A 21996-nucleotide genomic window follows, 5' to 3' on the forward strand; every position below is an offset into this window, starting at 1 on the left:
GTCGGGATTGACGGTCGAGGGTCGTGGGTGAGGACGGCACGGTCACGGGGTGCCGAACAGGTTGTAGGTGGCGGACATGTCGGGGTAGCCGGCGCGGACGGTCCGGTCGATGCCCCAGCGGCCGCCGCCGCTGACGCCGGTCCCGTCGAGGTCGACGCCGGGCCGGAAGTTGTTGGCCGTGAACGTGGCCTGGGCGCCGCCCGGCAACTGGTAGGTGACGTCGACGGTGCCGCCCGGTTCCTGCGTTGTGGCCGTGAGGATTTCGGTGGTGTGCGGCGGGATCATGTCGTGCGGGCCGGTGCTCCACCAGCCGAATCCGGACGACTGGTTCGCCAGATGGATCGGCACGTTCGAGTCGTTGGTGATGGTCATCGAGATGGTGGGAAGGGCGCTCGCGGTCGCGACCCCTCCGAACGCGACCGCGGCGCCGGTGGCCGTGAGGGCGGCTACGGGCAGTGCCAGGTACCGGGTGATCCGGCGGGTACTGGTCTTCATGGTGGGCTCTCCTGAGGTTCCGGGTGAGGGGTTGGTGCCTGTTCCGGCGATGGGACAACTGTGCGCCGATCGCACCCTCGGCTGCGTCCCCCGTGCGGACCGTGGGCCGGACGAATCGGCCGTCCCCCGATCGGGGGACGCCGCCCGGCGCGACTGCACCGCCCGAAACCCCGCGCCGGGCACGGCGGGCCGTGAGAGGGTGGGTCATGGCCGGTCAGGGGTCTGCGGGCACGAACGTGGCGAAGGTGCGGGTGATCGTCGGCGACGACCACCCGATGTTCCGTGAGGGCGTGGTCCGGGCGCTGACCGGCAGCGGCCTGGTCGACGTCGTCGGCGAGGCCGACGACGGGGCGGCCGCGCTGGAGATGATCCGCACCCACCGACCGCAGGTCGCCCTGCTCGACTACCGGATGCCGCACCTCGACGGTGCGCAGGTCGCGGCGGCGGTCCGGCGGGACGATCTGGGCACCCGGGTGCTGCTGCTGTCCGCGCACGACGAGTCGGCGATCGTCTACCACGCGCTGCAGGAGGGGGCGGCCGGGTTCCTGCCGAAGGAGTCGACCCGGTCGCAGATCGTGACCGCGGTGCTCGACTGTGCCAAGGGGCGGGACGTGTTGCCCGCCGAGGTCGCGGCCGGGCTGGTCGGGGAGGTGCGCCGGCGGGCGGAGCCGGCAGGTCCCGCGCTGAGCGCCCGCGAACGCGAGGTCCTGGCCGGTATCGCCCGCGGGCTGAGCATCCCCGCGATCGCCGGGGAGTTGTACCTCGCGCCGTCGACGGTCAAGACCCACGTGCAGCGGCTGTACGAGAAGCTCGGGGTCTCGGACCGGGCCGCCGCGGTCGCCGAGGCGATGCGCCGGGGGCTGCTGGAGTGACCGATCGGGCGCCGGCGCACGTCGACCGCCGTGCGCACGTCCGCACCGCCGACCCGACGCCGACCCGGGCCGGCCTCGCCGGCGCTGCGGGTCGCGAGCGCCGGTGCGGCGTCATCGCGGATCCGGTGCGGCGGAACCCGGGTCGAGGTCAGCGCCCCCTGAGCGGGCTCCGGACGGCCGCGCCGCGCCGGGCCCTCACGCGCCGGTCACCGGACATCCGGACCCCGGCGATCTGGTGACGAAGTTCGGCCGCACGTCGAGATCCGGCGGGTCGTACAGGCGGTGGAACGTCGGCGTCAGCGAGGCCGACATCGGCGGATTCACCCACGACCAGTCGGTGGGGCAGCGCCGGCCCGCGGCCTCCTCCCGTTCGACGAAGTCGACGAACTGTTCGGCGACGGTGTGGTGGTCGACCATGATCACGCCGGCCTCCCGGAAGCTGTGGATGACCGCCCGGTTCAGCTCCACCAGCGCACGGTCGCGCCAGAGGGTGCGGTTCGAGCTGGTGTCCAGCCTCAGCTTCTTCGCGATCGTCGGCAGCATGTCGTAGCGGTAGGGGTCGGAGAAATTCCGCGCCCCGATCTCGGTGTTGACGTACCAGCCGCTGAAGGGCGCGCACGGATACCGCAGCCCGCCGACCTCGAGGTCCATGTTCGCCACCGCCGGAACCGCGTGCCACTTGAGGCCGAGGCCCGCGAACCACGAGTAGTTCGGATGCGAGAGGGGCACCTCGAGCACCAGGTCGCGTGGCACGTCGAACCAGCGCAACGGCTCGTCCGGTGTCGAGATCAGCAGGGGCAGAACGTCGAAGCGGGTCCCCTCGCCCCGCCAGCCCAGCCGGGTGACCGTCTCGGTGATGTCGACGTGCGCGGGATCCCCGGTCACGGTGCCGTCCGCGTTGCGGTAGCCGGCGTAGCGGATCAGCTGGGGGCTGACGATCCGGAACTCGCGGCCGTCGGGCAGCGGGCGCGGCCCCACGGTGATCACGGACTGCAGGGCGCCGCCGTTCGTCGCGACCCGCAGGTGCTCCCAGCACGCGTCGGCGAGCTGATCGGCGGTGACGGCGTCGCGGGCGTCGATCAGCTTGAGCGTGCGCCAGTGCTTGCGGCCGACGCAGCGTGCGTGGTTGCGCCACGCGAGCTTCGCGCCGACGAGCAGTTCCTCCGCGGTGTGGTCGTAGCCGCCGGTGAGCGCGAACTCGTCGAGTGCCTGTCTGCCGCGGGTGGGCGGAAGGTGTGCGAGCTCGGGGAGGGCGAAGAACTCGGCGCACTCACGCAGCCGCGCTTCCACCTCGTCCACCGCCCCCGGCGGGGGCGCCGTTCTCGCCTTGTCCAGGTGGTCGTCCCCGACGACAGTAGTCACGACTCCGAAGTCCTTTCGTACGCGGTACAGCAGCACCTGTCGCCCAGCCTAGTGGGCTCGCTCACATGCGCTCGGCCGGTGACCGGACCCCGGTGGCCTTCTGCTACGGGGTTCGCTTACACTTCCTCGAACCCATCGGCGGCCGCCGAGTCTGCGCTCTCTCGGGACGCCGACTGGTCGTCGTTCGTGCTCGGAACGGGGACTGTGCGGTGGACGCAACGAAGATCTCGCTTGTCCGGACGACTTTCAAGGCCGTCGCGGCCGTCGACGACGGCCCGGAACGACTGGCGCGGTCGTTCTACGCGATCCTGTTCTCGCACTACCCCGCGACCCGTGAGTTCTTCCCCGCCGCAATGGACGTCCAGCGGGACCGGCTGCTGAAGGCCATCGGCTACGTCGTCGAGAATCTCGAGGACGCCGAGCGGATCCTGCCGTTCCTCGCCCAGCTCGGTCGTGACCACCGCAAGTACGGCATCACCGACGAGCACTACATCGCGGTCGGCAACGCCCTGATCACCGCGCTCGAGGACTTCGCGGGCAACGAGCTGTGGACGGACGAGGTCGACCTCGCGTGGCGCGAGGCGATCGCCCTGATCGCGTCGGTGATGATGGAGGCCGCGAACGCCGAGTCCGGTCCGCCGACCCGGGTGGGCCGCGTCGTCGAGCACAAGCAGATCCTCCGGGACGTGGCCGTCGTCCGACTCCAGCTCGATCGCCCGATGCAGTACGGCGCGGGCCAGTACGTCAGCGTCAGCGTGCCCGGCCGGCCGCGGATGTGGCGGTACCTCTCGCCGTCGATCCCGTCCAACGGCGAGGGCCAGATCGAGTTCCACGTCCGCCGTGTCGCGGGCGGGTGGGTCAGCCCGGCGATGGTCGGCCAGACCCGGTTGGGGGACGAGTGGCTGATCTCGTCCCCGCTCGGCGCGCTCGGTGTGGACCGGTCCCGCAACCGGGATCAGCTGATGATCGCCTCGGGCACCGGGATCGCCCCGCTGCGGGCCCAGGTCATGGAAATGGCGATGCGCGGCAACAACCCCCGGGTGCACCTGTTCGTCGGCGGCGTCTACCCGTGCGACCTCTACGACCTCGAGACGCTGTGGCAGCTCGCCCGGACCAACCCGTGGCTGACCGTGATCCCGGTGTCCGAGGAGGACACCAACCCGTGGTGGCATCTCGACCCGACCCCGGTCGCACCCCCCGGCATGCACGAGCGGCTGACCGGCAAGCTCGGCGCGGTGGTCGCCGCGTTCGGCGCCTGGGAGGACCGCGACATCCAGATCGTCGGGTCGCCGTCGATGGTGCAGGCCACGAAGTACCGCCTGCAGGCCAAGGGCACGCCGGTGGAGAACATCCGGCACGACCCGCTGCTCTGAGCTCGGGCATCGCCCCCGACCGCTGACTGGGAAAGCCACACCGGCTGGTCCGGTCAGCGGGAGAGGTGGTAGGCGGTGGTATTGCATCCGCCATAGCGTCTTTCGCAGATAACCTTCAGCGAAAGGCAGGCATCGTGAACGCCACTTCCCCAGCGACCAGCGGAACCGTGACCGCAGAGGTCGACGTAGCGGTTGTCGGAGCCGGGTTCGCCGGCCTGTACGCCCTGCACAAGCTGCGTGGCGACGGCCTGACGGTCCAGGTCTTCGAGGCCGGTGACGGCGTGGGCGGCGTCTGGTACTGGAACCGCTACCCCGGTGCGCGCTGCGACGTCGAGAGTGTCGACTACTCGTACTCCTTCGACCCCGAGCTCCAGCAGGAGTGGAACTGGAGCGAGAAGTACGCCACCCAGCCGGAGATCCTGAAGTACGTCAACCACGTCGCGGACCGGTACGACCTGCGCCGCGACATCAAGTTCGGCACCCGGGTCACCGACATCGTGCTCGACGAGCAGACGCTGCGCTGGGACGTGCGCACCGACGCCGGTGACGCGGTCTCCGCGCGGTTCATCGTGCTCGCGGTCGGCCCGCTGTCGAACGCGAACATCCCCGCGATCGAGGGCCTCGACTCGTTCGAGGGCGGGCTGTACCACACGGCGCACTGGCCGCACGAGGGCGTCGACTTCACCGGCAAGCGGGTCGGTGTCATCGGCACCGGCTCCTCCGGCATCCAGACCATCCCCGAGGTCGCCAAGCAGGCCGAGCAGCTGTACGTGTTCCAGCGCAGCGCCAACTACAGCGTGCCCGCAGGCAACGTCCCGCTCACCGACGAGGACCGGGCCGCGCACAAGGCGAACTACGAGGAGCGGCGGCGGCTCTCGTTCGCCAGCGGCGGCGGCTCCCCGCACCTGGCGCACCCGAAGTCGGCGCTGGAGGTCTCCGAGGAGGAGCGGCGCGCGGCCTACGAGAAGCGGTGGCAGCTCGGCGGCGTGCTCTACAGCAAGACCTTCCCGGACCAGGTGACCAACCTCGAGGCCAACGACACCGCCCGGCTGTTCTGGGAGGAGAAGGTCCGCGCGGTGATCGACGACCCGGAGGTCGCCGAGCTGCTGATCCCGAAGGACCACGCGATCGGCACCAAGCGCATCTGCACCGACGCGAACTACTACCAGACCTACAACCGCGACAACGTGACGCTGGTGAACCTGAAGGCCACGCCGATCGAGAGCATCGACGAGACCGGTCTGCAGACGTCCGGCGAACACTACGACCTCGACGCGCTGATCCTGGCGACCGGGTTCGACGCGATGACCGGGTCGATGGAGAAGCTGAACATCGTCGGCCGCGGCGGGGAGACCCTCAAGCAGGCCTGGGCCGAGGGCCCCAAGACCTACCTCGGGCTCTCGGTGGCCGGGTTCCCGAACCTGTTCAACATGACCGGCCCGGGCAGCGTCTCGGTGCTGGCGAACATGGTGCTGCACTCCGAGCTGCACGTGAACTGGGTGGCGGACGCCATCGCCCACCTCGACGAGCGGGGAGCGGTCGCGCTAGAGGCGCGTCAGGAGTCGGCCGACGCATGGGTCAAGGAGTGCTCCGACCGCGCCGAGGCGACGCTGATGCCGACCGCGAACTCCTGGTACCTGGGCGCGAACATCCCGGGCCGGCCGCGGGTGTTCATGCCGTTCCTCGGCGGGTTCGGTGTCTACGGCGACCTCATCGCCAAGGTCGCGGCCGACGGCTACACGGGCTTCGACGTCGTCGCGGCGGCCGAGTGACCTTACGGCACACCAACAGGCGGTACAACACCTGATCGGCTACAGCGGAGAGCCGTGACACCGACGAATGCCGGGCGCCCCCTCGGGGGAGCCCGGCATTCCGGCGTTTCCGCAGCGTGACCGCTGAAACATGTTGCAATTCCGGGTTATTCGGGTTCCCAGCGGGCGGGAAGGTGATTGACGTTATCTGGGTCACACCTTTAGGCTCCGTGCCAAGCAAATGCTTGCTTAATGATCCGAGGAGACCTGAATGAAGAATCGGCACGCCGCCCTCGTGGCCGCTCTCGCCGTGTCCGCGGTCGCGCTCGCCGGCTGCTCCGGCTCGACCTCCGAGGCCGAGAACACCGCCGACGGCCCGTACCGGGTGCTCATCACCGGTGCGGTCAGCGGTCAGGGCGCACTGGCCGCGAACTCGCAGACCTCCATCCTGGCGGCCAAGGCGGGCGCCGAAGCGGTCAACGCCGCCGGCGGAATCGGCGGTCGCCAGGTCGAACTCACCGTGGTCGACGACGGCGGTGACGCGACGAAGGCGGTGTCGAACCTGCGAGAGGCGGTCGCGTCCGGCAAGAAGCCCGACCTCTACCTCAACTCGGGTCCCTCGACCGTCTCGGCGGCCACCCTGCCGATCCTCAAGCAGAACAAGATTCTCTCGTTCAACGTCGGGCCGACCGAGAACTCCTCGAACCCCAAGGATTTCCCGCTCAACTTCGATCTGTCCCCGGGGCCTGCGGACAACGCGGCGGCGATCGCGAGCTACGCGAAGAGCAAGAACTACCAGCAGGTCGGCGTCATCCACGGCAGCAGCGCGTACGGCGAGGTGTTCGGCAAGGCGATGACCTCCGCCCTCGCGGCCGAGGGCGTCAGCGCCACCGGCTCGGAGGAGTACGACATCGCGGCGCTCGACATGACCGCGCAGCTGCAGTCGCTGAAGAACAAGGGCACCCAGGCTCTGGTCGTCGATGCCTACGGCGCGCCGCTCGGCTACCTGCTGACCAGCCTGCAGCGGCTGGACTGGAACATCCCGCTGATCGGCAACACCTCGGTCGCCGGCACCGCGCTGGTCGCCAAGCCCGCCCCGGAGGGCGTGCTCGGCACCCCCGCCACCGCGAACCTGGTCATGCAGATGTACCCGAGCACCGTGTTCGACGCCAACGACAGCGCCGTGAACGCGATGGTCGATTCGATGGCCGCGAAGGGACAGATCCCCTCGACCCTGATCCTGGCCGACAACTACGACCCGTTCGGTCTGGTCGCGGCGGCCGCGGAGAAGGTGGGGTCGTCGGGTGACCCGCAGAAGCTGGCCGAGGCGTTGGAGAACCAGGAGGTGCTCGACAACGCCAAGACCGCCTTCCTACCGCGCTACCACTACTCGGCGGAGTCTCACGCCCCGAACCTGGGCGACGGGGTCAACAAGTTCGTGCCGCCGAGCAAGCTGCTCAACGGCCAGTACGGCAACCCGGCCGCCTGATCGCTGAATTCGACTGAGGGTGCGGCCGCCGAGCGGCGGCCGCACCCTCGGGAGGAGTGGAGAACATGACCATTCTCTGGTCAGGCCTGGCGCTCGGCGCTGTTTACACGCTGGTGGCGATCGGCTACAACATCGTTTTCGTCTCGTCCAACACCTTCAACTTCGCGCAGGCGCAGCTGATGATGGTGGGCACGTTCGTCGCGTACACCGGACTCGTTACCCTCGAACTGCCGGTGCTCGTCGTCGCCGTGATGGCGACGGTCACGGTGATGATCCTGGCCGGCCTCGAGGAGATCATCGCGGTCCGGCCGGTGCACGACCATCAGAACCAGCTGGTCACGACCCTGGGTGCCGCCACCCTTATCGGCGGTGCGACACAGCTGATCTGGGGCAACGAACCGCTGACCGTGCCGTTCTTCGGGTCGAACGATCCGATCACCCTGCTCGGTGGGCGCACCTATCCGGTCGAGATCGCCCTGCTGGTCCTGGCGACGGTCCTGGTCGTCGTGCTCAGCCAGTTCAGCAAGAAGACCGTGACCGGGCTTGCGCTGCTGGGTATCTCGGAGGACCGGGAAGCGGCGATGCTGCGCGGGGTCAACGTCCGTGCGCTGGCGCTCGGTGCGTTCGCCGCGTCGGGCGCGCTGGCCGGGTTCCTCGGACTGTTCGTGGGGCCCAAGACCTTTGCGGTGGCCACGCTGGGGTCCGCACTCGCGATCAAGGGCTTCGTCGCCCTGGCGATCGGCGGATTCGGCTCGCTGCCGGGCGCTCTCGTCGGTGGTCTCACCGTCGGCCTGGTCGAGTCGTACGCGGCCCTGGAGCTGGGCAGCCAGTACAGCAACATCGCGGTGTTCGTGGTCCTGATCGCGATCCTCATGGTGCGGCCGGCCGGTCTGTTCGGCCGGGTCCGCGAAAGGGTGGTGTGAGATGACGATCTGGCGTTCGCTGCGTGCGGTGCCCAGCTGGGTGTACCCGCTCGCCTGCGGGATCCTGATCCTGCTGCTGCCCACCCTGGGCATGGGATTCGCGATGACCCGGCAGGTGCAGCTCGCCTGCATCCTGGCGCTCGTCGTCAGCGGCCTGAGCCTGAGCCTCGGCTACGCGGGTGAACTCGCGCTCGGTCAGGCCGCGATGTACGCCGCCGGCGCCTACACGGCCGGGCTGATGTCCATCGCGGGGTACACCGACATCCTGTTGCAGCTGGTGGTCTCCGGCCTCGTCGCCCTCGCGGTCGGCCTCGTCACCGGCATTCCCGGTCTGCGCCTGGGCAGCTGGTCGCTGGCGATGACCTCCTTCTTCCTGGTTCTCCTCGTCCCGGACATCATTGCGGTGTTCGGCGAGACCACCGGCGGCCGCAACGGACTCAGCGGCCTCGAGCCGGCGACGCTGTTCGGTCAGCTGCTCGACTCGGACCAGTTCTACATGGTGGTCGTGCTCGTCGCGATCGCCTGGTTCACGGTGATGCGCAACCTCGTCGTGTCGCGGCACGGCATCGCATTCCGCACGCTCAAGCAGAGCCCGGTGCTGGCCTCCTCGGTCGGTGTCTCGGTGTTCCGGATGAAGCTGCTCGGCTACGCCATCGGTGCGTTCCCGGCCGGCCTCGCCGGTGCGCTGTTCGCGAACATCGACCTGTACATCTCGCCGGAGGCGTTCGGATTCACGTTCGCCACAGCGGTTCTCGCCGCCTGCATCCTCGGTGGTGCCGCGAGCGTCTACGGTGCCGCCGTCGGTGCCGCGATCATGCAGCTGGGCCCCAACCAGTCCGCAGACTTCCAGGAGTACGCGCTGGTGTTCTACGGCGGCTTCCTCATCGTCGGCGGTGTGCTGCTCAGCGGCGGCCTGGCCAAGCTGGCGAAGGCGGGCCTCGCGCGGCTGGACCGGGCGGCCGGGCTGACCGGCGCTCGGGAGGCCGAGCCCGACGCACCGCGGCAGGCCGTCGACCCGATGGCCGGGCAGCCGCTCGTCGTGGACGGCATCTCGAAGGCGTTCGGCGGCAACCAGGCCCTCAGCAACGTGCAGCTGCGGGCCGAACCCGGCGAGGTGACCGCGCTGATCGGGCCGAACGGTTCGGGCAAGACCACCACGCTGAACATGATCTGCGGCTTCTACAAGCCCGATTCGGGACGAATCCTGATCGGGGACAGCGAAGTCCAGGGCCTGTCCCCGGACCGCGTCGCGCGAGTCGGCGTCGCGCGCACGTTCCAGACGCCGAACGTCCCCGAACACGTGACGGTGCTCGAGGCGGTTGCCTCCGGCCGCTACAGCACCGACCGCGCATCGATGTTCTCGACCGTGCTGCGGTTGCCCCGTTTCCGCAAGGTCCGCGCGGCCGACATCGCCGAGGCCGAGCGGGCGCTGGCGATGGTGGGGATGTCCCACCTGGCCAACGAGACCGCGACCGCGCTGCCGCTGGGCATGCGTCGGCTGCTCGAGGTGGCCCGCTCCGTCGTCGCCAAGCCCGGGGTGCTGCTCCTCGACGAGGTCGCATCCGGACTCGACGAGGACGAGGTCGAGCGGCTCGCCGACCTGATCCGCGACCTCCGGGACGCCGGTGCGACGGTTGTGCTCGTCGAGCACAACTTCCGGCTCGTGCTCTCGCTCGCCAACCGCATCGTGGTGCTCGCCCAGGGCACCGTGATCGCCGACGGCAGCCCCGCCGAGATCGAGCAGAACCCGCGGGTTCTCAGCGAGTACCTCGGCGTGAGCGTCGAGGAGACCGGTGCGCGCACCATCGCCGACGAAGAGGCCGCCATCTCCGAAGAGGTGAAGTCATGACTGGCACGGAACCCCTGCTGAGTGTTCGGAACCTGGAGTCCGGCTACGGCGACCTCCGGGTGGTCTGGGACGTTTCCCTGGACGTCTGGCCGGGCAAGGTGACCGCGCTGCTCGGGCGCAACGGTGCGGGCAAGACAAGCACCCTGCGCGCGATCTCCGGGTTGAACAAGGTCTCCGGAGGATCCGTCGAGTTCGACGGCCAGGACATCGCCAAGTTGCCCGCGCACCAGCGGGTACGGCGCGGCATGGCGTACGTCCAGGAGGGCAAGCGGGTCTTCCACCGGCAGACCGTCGAGCAGAACCTCGTCCTCGGTGGGTACGTCCGCCGGATGCGGCGGTCGGCGTTGCGCAAGGAGGTCGAGCGGATCTACGACCTGTTCCCGATCCTCGGCGACAAGCGTGGCCTGCTCGCCGGCTCCATGTCCGGCGGTCAGCAGCAGATGCTGGCGATCGGGCAGGCTCTGATGGCCGAGCCGAAGCTGCTGCTGCTCGACGAACCGTCCGGTGGCCTCGCCCCGGTCATCGTCAACGAGGTGATGGAACGGGTGCAGGTGCTCAAGGAGGCCGGCCTGGCGGTGCTGCTGGTCGAGCAGGCCGTCGAAGCCGCGATGAGCGTCGCGGACCACGTGACCGTGCTCGACATCGGCAAGGTCGTCATGGACTCCGACGCCGAGGGCATCGACGACCTCGAGGTGCTCAAGGACGCCTACTTCGGCCGCGTCTGATCACCTGCCCCACCGCATCCATCGAACGGGGCTTCCTGGCTCGATTTCGGGTCCGAACCGAGCCAGGAACCCCTGTTCCAGTCATCGAGGCGCGAGGAAAGGGACCTGATGCCGTCGTATGTGGAGCCACCGGCACCGGCGACCGGCTCCGTCGAGGAGCGGTTGACCGCGGTCGAGGACACTCTCGCGATCCTGCGTCTCGAAGGTGCCTACTCGCCGTCCTGGGACTCCGGGGACGCGCGGGCGTGGGCCGAGCTGTTCTGCGAGGACGGCGTGTTCGAGGTCGTGGCCGTCGGTGACGCCCCCGCTCTCACGATCCGGGGCCGCGACGAGCTGCGCCGCTTCTGCGCCGAGTTCACCGCGCACACCACCGGAATCCATCTGCTCAACACCCCCGCGATCGCCGTCGACGGTGACACCGCCTCGGCGCGAGTGCATTTCGAGTTCCGCTCCGGATTCCAGAGCGACACCGAGACCCGGCACGCCCACGTCGCCGGGCACTACACCGTCGAGTACCGGCGCACGCCCGAGGGCTGGCGGATCAGCCGTCGGCGCGAACAGGCCGTGCGACGCGACCGAGGCTTCTTCCATTCGTACTGACCGCCCGGCCGGGGAGTCGCGACGAACGCACACCCCGGCCGCGGACCGAACCGGGCTCTGCTGGTCGTTACGCAATGAAATGACAAAAAAATGCCGCCACGACATCGGGTGCGTCGCGCCGAGCGGGGGCGTGTCGCCGAGCCCTCCCGCCACACGGGCGGGAGGGCTCGGCGGCGTGCTCGTCAGACGAGTGCGGAGGTGTGGTTCGACTCCCAGAGTTCGATCACCGGTCCGAACTCGGCGAGGAACGCGGTGACGTGCGGCGTCGAGCCGTGGTCGTCGAGCGCCTGACGCGACTCCCAGTGCTCGAAGCACAGGAACAGCGACGGGTCGTCGTGGTCCCGATAGAACTCGTAGGTGACGCAGCCGGGTTCGGCGCGGGTCGGCTCGACCAGGTCCAGCATGGCGCGTGCGGCGCGGTCGGCCGCCTCCGGCGCGACCTTCACCCGGATGAATGCGGTGTGCACGTGACTTCTCCTGTCGTGGTGGAAGTTCAGGCCGGCGTGTTCATCATGTCGACGTACTTGCGGGGCAGATCCGCGGCGGCGATCTTCGTGACGCTCACCGGGCCGGACTGGTACGAGTCCTCGCCCTGGATCAGGCCGTTCTCGTCGACCGGCCACAGGATCAGCTGCCGGTTCACGACCAGGTAGTCGGCCGACTCGTCGTCGACGTCGAGTCCCGTCGACGCCGCGTACGCGCCCGGGTAGACCTGTTTGAGGAAACCCTCGGTCACCACGCAGTGGTCGTCGACGACCAGGCGGTCCAGCTCGAACTCCAGGACGTTGGTCTGCGTGCCGATGAACCAGCTGTAGTAGTCGCGGACACCGTTGGTTCCCTTCGGGCCCACGTCCTGTCCGGAGTTCCAGAAGTGGTACGCCGGCTGCGGACTCAGGGTGGCCATCAGCGCGTCGAGATCGGGACGTTCCTCGGCCTGCATGTGCTCGAGGACCGCCGAGAGCACGACGCGGTGTCGCGGATTCGTGGTCTCGTCCAGCCTGCGCTGCAGCACCTCCCAGGTGCGGCTCGGATCGATGATCGCCATGTCGATGTCCCTTCCCGGATCGGTGACGCTTCACTGTCACGTCGAATGCTTCCGGTGCGCGCCGTTCGAGTCAGCCGACACCCGTAGGCGGATCGGGGTGGGCGCTCCGACGCGTGTCGGGTGGCCCGGCGCCGGCCCGGCGACCGGCAGCCCTCGGCTGCGGTGCGGGGAGGCCTGCACCGCGGTGGGTCACGGATCGGGCGCGCACCGGCCGTTGTCCAGTTCCGCTGCCGTGAGCGCGATCCGGCGGACCATCAGCGCGAGCATCGCCTTGAACCGGTCCAGGGGATCGTCGAGGTGCCACCCCATTGCCCGCTCCACCCGCGCCAGCCGGGCCGCGACGGTGGTGTGGTGGACGTGCAGTTCGTTCGCGGTCCGGCGCAGCGAGCCGTACATACAGAACGCTTCGAACGTCACGATGTCGACCCGACCCGACGCCGTGCCGGCCAGCGCGTCGAGGGCGCGGACGTCGGGGTCGGCGCGCAGCCGCTCCGCGGGCAGGTCCGCGAGCAACCCGAGCGACCCGATCCGGTCGTAGGCGATGCACCGTCGTCCGTAGGCCGTCGAGGACGCGAACCGCAGCGCGCGGCGGGCCTGGCGCCAGGATTCGGGTGCGTCCGACGCCGCCACACGGCTTCCGATTCCCACCCACGGGCCTTCCGCATTCGGCACGAGAGCGGTTGCCGGATAGGTGGTTTCGAGGGTCCGGTGCAGCGCGACCGCGTCGAGTGCGGTATCGGCGGTCTGCAGCACCACCGCGGTGACCGTGCCGAGCCGGACCGTGTGCACGACACCGGCAGGCAGCGCACCCCGCACGACGTCAAGTGCCCGCGGGGCCGGTGGCAGGCCGAGCGGCCCGGCCACCGCGAGGACCCGCAGCGGTCGCGCCGAGTCGAAGCCGAGCAGGCGCAACGCCCTCGTGCGGTCCTCGATCCCGTGTCGCGACGACAGGCTCACCTCGAGCAACGCGGGGTCGCCGAACCGTGGCGACGGGCCGACGGACCCGGCGGTGAGGGTGAGGGTGTGGCGAAGTCGCTGCGCGAGAACCCCGTCCAGCGGGTGTGCCTGCCCGGCGCGCTCGACACGGACGGTCGGTACGCCGTCGGTGATGCGGGCGGTCGGTTCGCCGTCGGGGGAGGGCAGTGGGTCGCCCGCCGCGTCGTAGCGCAGTCGGCGTCCGGACCAGGACGCCCACACCGGGCACTCGGCGACCAGTGCCGCGGACCGCACGAGGGTGTCCGGGCTCGCACCCGTCTCGGACAGTCGGTCGAAGTGCTCGACCAGCGCCAGCGCCGCCGCCGTGTCGTCGGGCAGATGCGACAGGCGCAGTCGACCGGGTTCCGGATCCGTCACGTCCGCTTGCCCTTTCCGTCCGGGGTCGAGAACCAGGGTGCCGGAGATCGGCGGCCGCGCACGCGGATCTCCCACTGCGCGGGAGCCGCCGTGTCCACCGGTGTGCACCCCGCCCTAGCGTCGGTGGCGACGGAGAGGAGAGCCCGATGTCGCGGATGGCGGGCAAGGTCGCGCTGATCACCGGAGCGGGCAACGGCATGGGTCGCGCGCACGCGTTGCGCCTGGCGCAGGAAGGCGCCGACATCGTCGCGCTCGACCTGCCGACGGCCGCCGACGATCTCGCCGAGACCGCCGGGCAGGTCCGTGCGCTCGGGCGCGGTGCGGTCGAGGCGTATGCCGACGTGCGGGACCTGACGGCGATGCGCGAGGCGGTCGCCGCGGGTGTCGCGGACCTCGGACCGCTCGACGTGGTGGTCGCGAACGCAGGCATCAGCAACAATCCCGGACCCGCGTGGACGATGGACGAATCCGTCTGGAACCTCGCCCTCGACGTCAACCTGACCGGTGCCTGGCACACCGTGACCGCGGCCGTCCCGGCGATGCGGGCGACCGGGGGATCGGTGGTCATCGTCAGCTCGACCGCCGGCGTGAAGGCGGTCGCGGGCGCCGCGCACTACACCGCCAGCAAGCACGCGGTGATCGGCCTGATGCGGACTCTGGCAAACGAGCTGGGTCCGAAGTCGATTCGCGTCAACGCCCTGCTGCCCGGTGCCGTCGGAACCGCGATGACGCTGAATCCCGCGACGTTCGCCCGGCTGCGGCCCGACCTCGAGAACCCGACCGAGCAGGACGTCGCGGAGGTGCTGAGCCGGAACCATCTGCTGCCGGTGCCGTGGGTCGACTCCGTCGACGTCGCGAACGCGCTGCTGTTCCTCGCGTCCGACGAGGCCCGGTACGTGACCGGAACCGAGCTGGTGGTCGACGCCGGCCTGACCCAGAAGGTGTGACATGAGGCTCGAGGGCAAGGTGGCGCTGGTGACCGGCGCGGCGCGGGGAATCGGTCGCGCGCAGGCGGTCCGGTTCGCGCAGGAGGGCGCCGACGTCATCGCCGTCGACGTGTGCGAGCGGGTGGACACGACCGTCACGCCACCCGCGGGTCCGGACGACCTCGCCGAGACCGCGCGACTCGTCCGTGAAACCGGAAGGGGCATCGAGACGTTCGTTGCGGACGTCCGAGACCGCGCGGCACTCGCCGCCGCCGTCGACGCCGGGGTCGCCGCGTTCGGCGGACTCGACGTCGTCTGCGCCACCGCCGGGATCACCTCGTCCGCGCCGGCGCTCGAACTGACCCCCGACGCCTGGCAGACGATGCTCGACGTCAACCTGACCGGGGTGTGGCAGACGTGCGCGGTGTCGGCGCCGCACCTGATCGAACGGGGCGGCGGGTCGATGATCCTGACCAGCTCCATCGCCGGGCTGCGCGGGCTCGTCGGGGTCGCGCACTACACGGCCGCCAAGCACGGTGTCGTCGGGCTGATGCGGTCGCTCGCGAAGGAACTCGCACCGCACGGGGTGCGGGTGAACACGGTGCACCCGACCAACGTGGACACCGACATGATCCAGAACGACGCGGTGCGGTCGAAGTTCCGGCCCGACCTGGACCACGCGCCGACCCGCGAGGAATTCGCCGAGGCCGCGGTCACCATGAACATGCTGCCGGTGCCGTGGGTCGAGCCCGTCGACATCGCGAACGCCTCGTTGTTCCTCGCCTCCGACGAGGCCCGCTACATCACCTCCGTTTCCCTCCCCGTCGACGCCGGATCCACCCGGCGCTGACGCACCGTCGGCGCCCGTCCGACGGGCTACCCTGAGCGCGACGGAAGGGGGCGGGATGGCCGATGCGAGCGGGATCCGGATCCCGGACCGGGTGCGGGCCGCCGTTGCCGCCGGGCGGCCGGTGGTGGCCCTGGAGTCCACGATCTTCACGCACGGGCTGCCCCGGCCCCGCAATGTCGAGGTCGCGCTCGATGCCGAGGCACGGCTCCGGGCGGCGGGCGTCGTGCCGGCCACGGTCGGCGTGGTGCGCGGGGTCCCGGTCGTCGGGTTGAGCACCGACGAGATCGACGCGCTCGGGACGGGCGAGCGGCCCGCGAAGCTCAGCGTGCGCGACCTTCCGGTCGCGGTGGCGCACGGGATCTCGGGTGGAACCACGGTCGCGGCCACCGCGCATCTGGCGCACCGTGCCGGCGTCGGGGTCTTCGCGACCGGTGGGGTGGGCGGCGTGCACCGCGGCGCACGGAGCACGTTCGACGAGTCCGCCGACCTGCTGGCGTTGTCGACGACGCCGCTCGTCGTGGTCAGCGCGGGTGTCAAGTCGATTCTCGACGTCGCCGCCACCCTGGAGCGGCTCGAGACCCTGTGCATCCCGGTCGTCGGATACCGGACGACGTCCTTCCCCGGTTTCTACGTCCGCGACAGCGGCTGTCGCGTCGAGCATTCCGCCCGGTCACCGCGGGAGGTCGCGGACATTGCCCGCGCCCGCGACGCGCTCGGTCTGAGATCCGCGGTGCTGCTTGCCAATCCGGTGGCGGAGGCGGCCCAGCTGGACCCGGCGGTCCACGCGCGGGTGCTCGCGGAGGCCGAGGAGCGCGCCGCGGCGGACGGCGTGGTCGGCAAGGACCTCACCCCGTTCCTGCTCGACCACTTCCATCGGGCCACCGGCGGTCGCAGTCTGGACGTCAACGTGGCGGTGTACCGGGGCAACGTCGAGCTCGCCGGGGCCGTCGCAACGGCCCTCGCCGGCGAGCGTTGACGACCTACCCGACCTGGATCGCGCCCGCGGGCGTGCCGGTGTCGACGAGGGCGCGGACCGTGGCCCGCACCATCGCCGGCGAGCCGACGACCAGAACCTGGTGGTCGACGTACGCGCCGTAGGAACTCACCACCTCGGCGAGGGTGCCCTGGATGTAGTGGTCCTCGCCGTATCCGTCGGCGCCGCGGACCCGCTCGTACCACTCGTCCCTCCAGCCCGGGTCCACGACCTCCTCGACCACCGGGATCACGGTCAGCCACTCGAGCTGCTCGTCGAGCAGCCACAGCATGTCCGAGGCGTACAGGTCGCGCGGGTACCGGCCGCCGATGAACAGGAACACCCGAGGCGGCTGCGGCCGTCGCATCAGGTCCAGGATCAGGGCGCGCAGCGGTGCCAGACCGGTGCCGCCCGCGACCATGATGACCTCGCGGGCGTCGGCGTCGACGGACAGGCGTCCGCTGGGCGCGCCGATCTGCCAGGTGTCGCCGACGGCGGTGTCGGTGACGATGGCGCCGCTGAGCCATCCGGCGGGCACCGCGCGGACGTGGAACTCCAGCTTGCCGTCCAGCGACGGTGGCAGCGCCGGGGAGTAGCGCCGGCCGAGGTTCGGGTTCTGCGGCACGATCACGCCGACGGACTGGCCGGCCGTGAACGGGACGAACTCGCCCTCGAGACGGACGACGGCGAGGTCCTCGCGCAGCCGGTGGTGCTGCACCACGGTCGCCGGCCACAGGTCCAGCTGTGGCTCGTGGTGCTGCTGATGCGCGTGTTCGGTGCCCATGCGCGAGAGCCTATGCGGCGGCGCCGCGGTGGTGCGCGCGCGGAGGGCGAAGCCGCACGAACGAACGAGTGCCTCTTGCGTAAATCTAGAACATGTGTCAGTTTTCGAACTAGGGTGAGACACACCACCCGAGGCACCGAGAACCGAGAGCGGAGAACAGATGACCACCGACGCCCTGCATCGGCCGCAGTTCCTGGCGGACCTGCTGATCACCGCGCTCGATCGCAACGCCGACCGTCCCGCGCTGTACCTGGGTGACGTCGTCCTGACCGGTGGTCAGATGCGGGACCAGATCAGCCGCTTCTCGCAGGCGCTCGCCGCGCAGGGGATCGGCAAGGGCTCGACCGTGGCGATGCTGTCGAAGAACCGGCCCGAGGTCCTGATCAGCGTCGGTTCGCAGATGATCCTCGGATGTCGCAACACCGCGCTCGCGCCGATGGGATCGGTCGACGACCACGCCTACATCCTCGGTGACGCCGAGATCGAGACCCTGATCTTCGACCCGACCGCGTTCGAGCAGCGGGCCGCCGAGCTCAAGGCCGCGGTCCCGAGCCTGAAGAACTTCTTCTCCCTCGGCCCGTCCGAGATCGGCGTCGACATCCTCGCCCTGGCCGAGGAGTTCGCCCCCGCGCGGCTCGTCGCCGCCGACGTCGACGGGGACGATCCGTCGAGCATGGTCTACACCGGCGGCACCACCGGCAAGCCGAAGGGTGTCGTGAACACCTTCGCCTCCGGCGTCACCCTGCCGCAGATCCAGATGGCCGAGTGGCAGTGGCCGGACGAGATGCGTTTCCTGGCCTGCACCCCGCTCTCGCACGCGGGCATGGCGTTCTTCGTCCCGACGCTGATGCGCGGCGGGTCGCTGGTGGTGCTGCCCGCGTTCGAACCCGCCGCCGTGCTCGAGGCGATCGAGAAGCACCGGATCACCGCGACGATGCTGGTGCCGACGATGATCTACATGCTGCTCGACCACCCGGACCTGGTGACCCGTGACGTCTCCAGCCTGCAGACCCTGTACTACGGCGCCTCGGCGATGTCGCCGGCGCGGCTGCGGGAGGGCATCGAGAAGCTAGGCCCGATCTTCTTCCAGTACTTCGGTCAGTCCGAGTGCGGCATGACGATCTCCGTCCTCCGCAAGGAGGAACACCTCGTCGAACCGTCGACCAGCGGCGACCTCGACCGGCTCGCGTCGTGCGGGCGGCCGGTGCCGTGGCTGAACGTCAAGCTGCTCGACGACGACCTCAACGAGGTTCCGCAGGGCGAGCTCGGCGAGATCTGCGTCCGCGGTCCGCTGGTGATGAAGGAGTACTGGCGCAAGCCGGCCGAGACCGAGGAGGCGTTGCGCGGCGGCTGGCTGCACACCGGCGACATCGCCCGCGCCGACTCCGACGGCTTCCTGTACATCGTCGACCGCAAGAAGGACATGATCGTCACCGGCGGCTTCAACGTCTTCCCGCGTGAGATCGAGGACGTCATCTCCGCGCACCCCGCGGTCGCGTCGGTCGCGGTCGTCGGTGTGCCGGACGAGAAGTGGGGCGAGGCGGTCAAGGCGTGCGTCGTCCTCCGCGACGGGCAGGACGTCGCCGCCGAGGAACTCGCCGCGATCGTCAAGGAGGCGAAGGGCGCCGTGCACGCGCCGAAGTCCGTCGACTTCGTCGACTCGCTGCCGCTGACCCCGATCGGCAAGCTCGACAAGAAGGCCCTGCGCGCCCGCTACTGGGAGGGCGCAGCCCGCGCGGTGTAGGGCACGGCGGCGTAGCGTTGCGCGGCATGGCGACGTACGTGCTGGTGCACGGTGCGGGCTCGGATTCCTCGTACTGGCAGTTCGTGGCGCCGATGCTGCGCGACCGCGGGCACGACGTGGTGGCACCGGACCTGCCCGTCGACGACGACACCGCGGGTCTGGTGCAGTACGCCGACCGGGTCGTCGACGCCGCCGCAGGCCGGCGCGACGTCGTGCTGGTGGCGCAGTCGATGGCGGGTCTGCTCGTCCCGCTGGTGTGTACGCGGATCCCCGTCGACCTGGTCGTGCTCGTCGCGGCCATGGTCCCTGCCGAGGGGGAGTCACCCGGGGACTGGTGGGCGGGCACCGGGCACCGGCAGGCCCGCCGCGACCTCGACCTGCGTGAGGGACGCGACCCGGATGCCGAATTCGACCCGGTGACAACGTTTCTGCACGACCTCCCCGCGGACGCCCTGGCCGTCGCCCTGGCCGGGGGTGCCCGGTCGCAGTCGAACACGCCGTTCGAGCGGCCGCTGCCGCTGCCGGCCTGGCCCGACGTCCCGACCCGCTTCCTGCTGTGCCTGCGGGACCGGTTCCTTCCGGCCGAGTTCCAGCGACGGCTCGTCCGCGAGCGGCTCGGAATCGAACCCGACGAGATCGACTGCGGGCACCTGCCCGCGCTGGCCCGGCCCGCCGAACTCGTCGAACGACTCGAGACGTACGCCGCCCGGACGACCTGACCGCAGCGGTTCGCCGGGACTAGGCTTCTCACCGGTCCGGCGGCGTGGACTCGCGGCCGGGGGAGAGGCGGTGGCAGCACGGTGCTGGCGGTGGGGACCGACGTCGTCGCGCCCCGCGACCCGTGCGTCCCACCAGCGTCGACGCCGACGGCACGGCGGGTCCTCGCGGTCGCGCTGCTGCTGGTCCTGGCGCAGACGATCACCCGCGGCGTGCTCGCCGTCGACGGGAACCTGTACTGGGACGACCTGATCCTGACCGGCCGCGCGACCGCGCTGCCGCTGCTGTCGCCCGAGTTCCTGTTCCACAACCACGACGGCCACTTCATGCCGGCCGCGTTCCTGACCGCCGGGGTGACGACGGCGCTCGCCCCACTGCAGTGGTGGGCGGCCGCGGCCACCCTGATCGGGCTGCAACTGCTGGCGGCGCTGGCGGTGTTGCGCGTGCTGTGGCTGCTGCTCGGTCCGCGCCCGGCGCTGCTCGCGGTGCTGGCGCTGTACCTGTTCGCGCCGTTGACCCTGCCCGCTTTCGCGTGGTGGGCGGCCGGGCTGAACTCGCTGCCGCTGCAGGCCGCCCTCGCGTGGGTCGCCGGCGACGCCCTGCTGCTCGCCCGCACCGGTCGGCGCCGCTATGCGGTGACCGGCACGGTCGTCACCGTGGTCGCCCTGGCCTTCTTCGAGAAGTCGGTGCTCGTGCCGTTCGCCGCATATGCGTTGCTCGCGCTCACGCTGCGTGTCGACGGTGTCGCCGCGCCGCTGCGCACGGCGTGGCGGGAGGGGCGCCGGCTGTGGCTCGCCGCGGCGGCCGTCGTCGCGGTGTGGGCGGCCTGCTACCTCGCGGTCGCCACGACCGGCATGCGTGTCCCGGCGCCCGCCGAGGCCGCGCAGTTCGCGCACCACGGAACGTCGCTGGGTGTGGTTCCCGCGATGCTCGGCGGCCCGTGGCGGTGGGAGCGGTGGCCTCCCGGGCCGCCGTGGGCGAACCCGCCCACGGGCCTGGTCGTGGCGGGCTGGATCGTGCTGCTCGGCACGCTGGTCGTCACCCTCCGTTGCACGCAGCGGACCGGGTGGGTGTGGGCGGCGGCGGCCGCGTACGTCGCGGCGTCCGAGGCCGCGATGATGCTCGCACGGTCCGGGCCCGGCACCACCTACGAGATCGCGCAGACCCTGCGCTACACCAGCGACGGCGCGGTCGTGTTGGCGTTCGGGTTCGCGCTGATCGTCCGGGCGCCGCGGCGGGCCGACGCCGGTCGGGTGGGCGCCGTCGCCCGGCACCTGACGAGGCCGGTCGTGGCGACCGCGATCGTCCTGGGCCTGGTGGCCTCGAGCCTGTGGTCGACCGTCACCTTCGCCCGCAGCTGGCACGACAACCCCGGAGCCGACTATCTGGCGACCGCCCGCGCCTCGCTCGCGGCGCATCGCGACGTCCCGCTGCTCGACCAGCCGGTGTCGTTGATGACGTTGCTGCCGGTGGCCGCGCCGTGGAACTCGGCCGCGCACGTCTTCGCCCCGCTGGCCGACCGCCCCGAATTCGCCTCCTCGACACCCGAGCTGCGAGCCCTCGACGAGTCCGGACGGCTGGTGGAGGCGACCATCGGGGCGGTGCGCTGGATCGGGCCGGGGACGGAGCCGGGGTGCGGCACCCGGATCGGGCAGGCCGGCGCGCCGGTGCCGCTCGACGGGCCGGTGATGATCTGGGAGTGGACCGCGCAGCTGAACTACTTCGCGTCCGTGGACGGAACCGTCGCCGTCGGCCTCGGCGCGGGTGAACCGGTGACGGTGCCGGTGCGCCGCGGGCTGAACCGCGCGTACGTGCGGATGTACGGCACCGGCACGGAGCTGTCGGTGCGGCCGCTGACCCCGGGGCTGGAACTCTGCGTCGGGGCCGGTCCGGTCGGGGTCGTGGTGCAGGGCACCGTGACGGTGCCCTGACCGGGTTGCGGGCGCCCGGGCACCGCACCGGATGCGGGCCCGGTCGCGGCGTCGGCCGGGCGAAACGCCTGGCCGGCCGACCCGGAGCCGGACGTCGTCGAAATTTGTCAGAGTTGAGCGGAACAGACTCAACATTTCGTGCGTTGGTCCGTATGACAACGCCGAACGGCCAGACCTAGGCTCGACGGCGATGAGATCTGTCGCCGTGACAGACGCGGCGACCTACGTCTTCCG

20 protein-coding genes are annotated in these 21996 nt (G+C 70.6%); 14 read left to right on the forward strand and 6 right to left on the reverse strand.

The genetic code is table 11. The annotated features are described in order from the left end of the window. Nucleotides 1-42 precede the first annotated feature (42 nt). On the reverse strand, nucleotides 43-495 hold the full coding sequence (locus tag ABD951_RS20320) for a hypothetical protein (RefSeq protein WP_345349251.1): 453 nt from the start codon (nucleotides 493-495) through the stop codon (nucleotides 43-45). A gap of 206 nt (nucleotides 496-701) precedes the next feature. Between ABD951_RS20320 and ABD951_RS20325 the strand changes: the two genes are divergently transcribed. After that, a complete protein-coding gene (locus ABD951_RS20325; protein WP_345349254.1) occupies nucleotides 702-1367 on the forward strand; it encodes a response regulator in 666 nt (221 codons plus the stop codon). Between the two features lie 195 nt (nucleotides 1368-1562). Here the strand turns inward: ABD951_RS20325 and ABD951_RS20330 are convergent, their stop codons facing one another. Beyond that, complete coding sequence (locus ABD951_RS20330; RefSeq protein ID WP_345349573.1) at nucleotides 1563-2702, reverse strand: nitric oxide synthase oxygenase; 1140 nt, start codon at nucleotides 2700-2702, stop codon at nucleotides 1563-1565. 236 nt (nucleotides 2703-2938) lie between these two features. Here ABD951_RS20330 and ABD951_RS20335 point away from each other — a divergent pair, with 236 nt between their 5' ends. The 7 genes from ABD951_RS20335 (at nucleotide 2939) to ABD951_RS20365 (ending at nucleotide 11439) form a co-directional block, all read left to right on the forward strand. Further along, nucleotides 2939-4102, forward strand: coding sequence for a globin domain-containing protein (locus tag ABD951_RS20335; protein ID WP_345349266.1), 1164 nt, complete (start codon nucleotides 2939-2941; stop codon nucleotides 4100-4102). A gap of 167 nt (nucleotides 4103-4269) precedes the next feature. After that, on the forward strand, nucleotides 4270-5874 hold the full coding sequence (locus tag ABD951_RS20340; RefSeq protein ID WP_345349269.1) for a flavin-containing monooxygenase: 1605 nt from the start codon (nucleotides 4270-4272) through the stop codon (nucleotides 5872-5874). 250 nt (nucleotides 5875-6124) lie between these two features. Then, on the forward strand, nucleotides 6125-7342 hold the full coding sequence (locus ABD951_RS20345) for an ABC transporter substrate-binding protein (protein WP_345349272.1): 1218 nt from the start codon (nucleotides 6125-6127) through the stop codon (nucleotides 7340-7342). Between the two features lie 65 nt (nucleotides 7343-7407). Further along, nucleotides 7408-8265 carry a branched-chain amino acid ABC transporter permease gene (locus ABD951_RS20350; protein ID WP_345349275.1) on the forward strand — a complete coding sequence of 286 codons (858 nt, stop codon included), beginning with the start codon at nucleotides 7408-7410 and terminating at the stop codon, nucleotides 8263-8265. 1 nt (nucleotide 8266) lies between these two features. Continuing rightward, the gene (locus tag ABD951_RS20355) at nucleotides 8267-10114 is read left to right on the forward strand and encodes a branched-chain amino acid ABC transporter ATP-binding protein/permease (RefSeq protein ID WP_345349278.1); all 1848 of its coding nucleotides are present in this window, start codon (nucleotides 8267-8269) and stop codon (nucleotides 10112-10114) included. Continuing rightward, complete coding sequence (locus ABD951_RS20360) at nucleotides 10111-10839, forward strand: ABC transporter ATP-binding protein (RefSeq protein WP_345349281.1); 729 nt, start codon at nucleotides 10111-10113, stop codon at nucleotides 10837-10839. Before ABD951_RS20355 ends, ABD951_RS20360 begins: the two co-directional genes overlap by 4 nt. 108 nt (nucleotides 10840-10947) lie before the next feature. Then, nucleotides 10948-11439, forward strand: a complete 492-nt coding sequence (locus ABD951_RS20365) for a nuclear transport factor 2 family protein (protein WP_345349284.1) — start codon at nucleotides 10948-10950, stop codon at nucleotides 11437-11439. A 182-nt stretch (nucleotides 11440-11621) separates the two neighbouring features. Here the strand turns inward: ABD951_RS20365 and ABD951_RS20370 are convergent, their stop codons facing one another. The 3 genes from ABD951_RS20370 to ABD951_RS20380 all read right to left on the reverse strand — a co-directional run bounded on the left by ABD951_RS20370 (nucleotide 11622) and on the right by ABD951_RS20380 (nucleotide 13837). Then, nucleotides 11622-11906, reverse strand: a complete 285-nt coding sequence (locus tag ABD951_RS20370) for a putative quinol monooxygenase (RefSeq protein ID WP_345349287.1) — start codon at nucleotides 11904-11906, stop codon at nucleotides 11622-11624. 26 nt (nucleotides 11907-11932) lie between these two features. Continuing rightward, a complete protein-coding gene (locus ABD951_RS20375; RefSeq protein WP_345349289.1) occupies nucleotides 11933-12484 on the reverse strand; it encodes a nuclear transport factor 2 family protein in 552 nt (183 codons plus the stop codon). A 189-nt stretch (nucleotides 12485-12673) separates the two neighbouring features. Further along, nucleotides 12674-13837 (reverse strand): PucR family transcriptional regulator, encoded by a 1164-nt coding sequence (locus tag ABD951_RS20380; RefSeq protein ID WP_425569897.1) that lies wholly within the window; start codon nucleotides 13835-13837, stop codon nucleotides 12674-12676. 146 nt (nucleotides 13838-13983) lie between these two features. On the opposite strand from ABD951_RS20380, the gene ABD951_RS20385 reads away from it, so the two are divergent. The 3 genes from ABD951_RS20385 to ABD951_RS20395 are packed head-to-tail and all read left to right on the forward strand — an operon-like array spanning nucleotide 13984 to nucleotide 16589. Then, nucleotides 13984-14784: a mycofactocin-coupled SDR family oxidoreductase gene (locus tag ABD951_RS20385; RefSeq protein ID WP_345349292.1), complete on the forward strand. Its 801-nt coding sequence runs from the start codon at nucleotides 13984-13986 to the stop codon at nucleotides 14782-14784. 1 nt (nucleotide 14785) lies between these two features. After that, nucleotides 14786-15613, forward strand: coding sequence for a mycofactocin-coupled SDR family oxidoreductase (locus tag ABD951_RS20390; protein ID WP_345349295.1), 828 nt, complete (start codon nucleotides 14786-14788; stop codon nucleotides 15611-15613). A 55-nt stretch (nucleotides 15614-15668) separates the two neighbouring features. Further along, nucleotides 15669-16589 carry a pseudouridine-5'-phosphate glycosidase gene (locus ABD951_RS20395; protein WP_345349298.1) on the forward strand — a complete coding sequence of 307 codons (921 nt, stop codon included), beginning with the start codon at nucleotides 15669-15671 and terminating at the stop codon, nucleotides 16587-16589. 4 nt (nucleotides 16590-16593) lie between these two features. Here the strand turns inward: ABD951_RS20395 and ABD951_RS20400 are convergent, their stop codons facing one another. After that, a complete protein-coding gene (locus tag ABD951_RS20400; RefSeq protein WP_345349301.1) occupies nucleotides 16594-17370 on the reverse strand; it encodes an FAD-binding oxidoreductase in 777 nt (258 codons plus the stop codon). A 160-nt stretch (nucleotides 17371-17530) separates the two neighbouring features. Here ABD951_RS20400 and ABD951_RS20405 point away from each other — a divergent pair, with 160 nt between their 5' ends. The 3 genes from ABD951_RS20405 (at nucleotide 17531) to ABD951_RS20415 (ending at nucleotide 21762) form a co-directional block, all read left to right on the forward strand. Then, nucleotides 17531-19114: an AMP-binding protein gene (locus tag ABD951_RS20405; RefSeq protein ID WP_345349304.1), complete on the forward strand. Its 1584-nt coding sequence runs from the start codon at nucleotides 17531-17533 to the stop codon at nucleotides 19112-19114. Between the two features lie 26 nt (nucleotides 19115-19140). Beyond that, nucleotides 19141-19833 carry an alpha/beta fold hydrolase gene (locus ABD951_RS20410; RefSeq protein WP_345349307.1) on the forward strand — a complete coding sequence of 231 codons (693 nt, stop codon included), beginning with the start codon at nucleotides 19141-19143 and terminating at the stop codon, nucleotides 19831-19833. Between the two features lie 90 nt (nucleotides 19834-19923). Next, nucleotides 19924-21762 carry a hypothetical protein gene (locus ABD951_RS20415; RefSeq protein ID WP_345349310.1) on the forward strand — a complete coding sequence of 613 codons (1839 nt, stop codon included), beginning with the start codon at nucleotides 19924-19926 and terminating at the stop codon, nucleotides 21760-21762. Nucleotides 21763-21996 lie beyond the last annotated feature (234 nt).

The organism is Rhodococcus olei (assembly GCF_039540555.1).
Classification (GTDB): Bacteria; Actinomycetota; Actinomycetes; order Mycobacteriales; family Mycobacteriaceae; genus Rhodococcus_G; species Rhodococcus_G olei.

What these genes read in the sequence shown, in the direction of transcription:
- ABD951_RS20400 (WP_345349301.1), bottom strand. Translation starts at nt 17,370, where the DNA reads ATGGGCACCGAACACGCGCATCAGCAGCACCACGAGCCACAGCTGGAC.
- ABD951_RS20360 (WP_345349281.1), top strand. Translation starts at nt 10,111, where the DNA reads ATGACTGGCACGGAACCCCTGCTGAGTGTTCGGAACCTGGAGTCCGGC.
- ABD951_RS20355 (WP_345349278.1), top strand. Translation starts at nt 8,267, where the DNA reads ATGACGATCTGGCGTTCGCTGCGTGCGGTGCCCAGCTGGGTGTACCCG.
- ABD951_RS20390 (WP_345349295.1), top strand. Translation starts at nt 14,786, where the DNA reads ATGAGGCTCGAGGGCAAGGTGGCGCTGGTGACCGGCGCGGCGCGGGGA.
- ABD951_RS20385 (WP_345349292.1), top strand. Translation starts at nt 13,984, where the DNA reads ATGTCGCGGATGGCGGGCAAGGTCGCGCTGATCACCGGAGCGGGCAAC.
- ABD951_RS20350 (WP_345349275.1), top strand. Translation starts at nt 7,408, where the DNA reads ATGACCATTCTCTGGTCAGGCCTGGCGCTCGGCGCTGTTTACACGCTG.
- ABD951_RS20325 (WP_345349254.1), top strand. Translation starts at nt 702, where the DNA reads ATGGCCGGTCAGGGGTCTGCGGGCACGAACGTGGCGAAGGTGCGGGTG.
- ABD951_RS20375 (WP_345349289.1), bottom strand. Translation starts at nt 12,484, where the DNA reads ATGGCGATCATCGATCCGAGCCGCACCTGGGAGGTGCTGCAGCGCAGG.
- ABD951_RS20395 (WP_345349298.1), top strand. Translation starts at nt 15,669, where the DNA reads ATGGCCGATGCGAGCGGGATCCGGATCCCGGACCGGGTGCGGGCCGCC.
- ABD951_RS20410 (WP_345349307.1), top strand. Translation starts at nt 19,141, where the DNA reads ATGGCGACGTACGTGCTGGTGCACGGTGCGGGCTCGGATTCCTCGTAC.
- ABD951_RS20345 (WP_345349272.1), top strand. Translation starts at nt 6,125, where the DNA reads ATGAAGAATCGGCACGCCGCCCTCGTGGCCGCTCTCGCCGTGTCCGCG.
- ABD951_RS20365 (WP_345349284.1), top strand. Translation starts at nt 10,948, where the DNA reads ATGCCGTCGTATGTGGAGCCACCGGCACCGGCGACCGGCTCCGTCGAG.
- ABD951_RS20405 (WP_345349304.1), top strand. Translation starts at nt 17,531, where the DNA reads ATGACCACCGACGCCCTGCATCGGCCGCAGTTCCTGGCGGACCTGCTG.
- ABD951_RS20320 (WP_345349251.1), bottom strand. Translation starts at nt 495, where the DNA reads ATGAAGACCAGTACCCGCCGGATCACCCGGTACCTGGCACTGCCCGTA.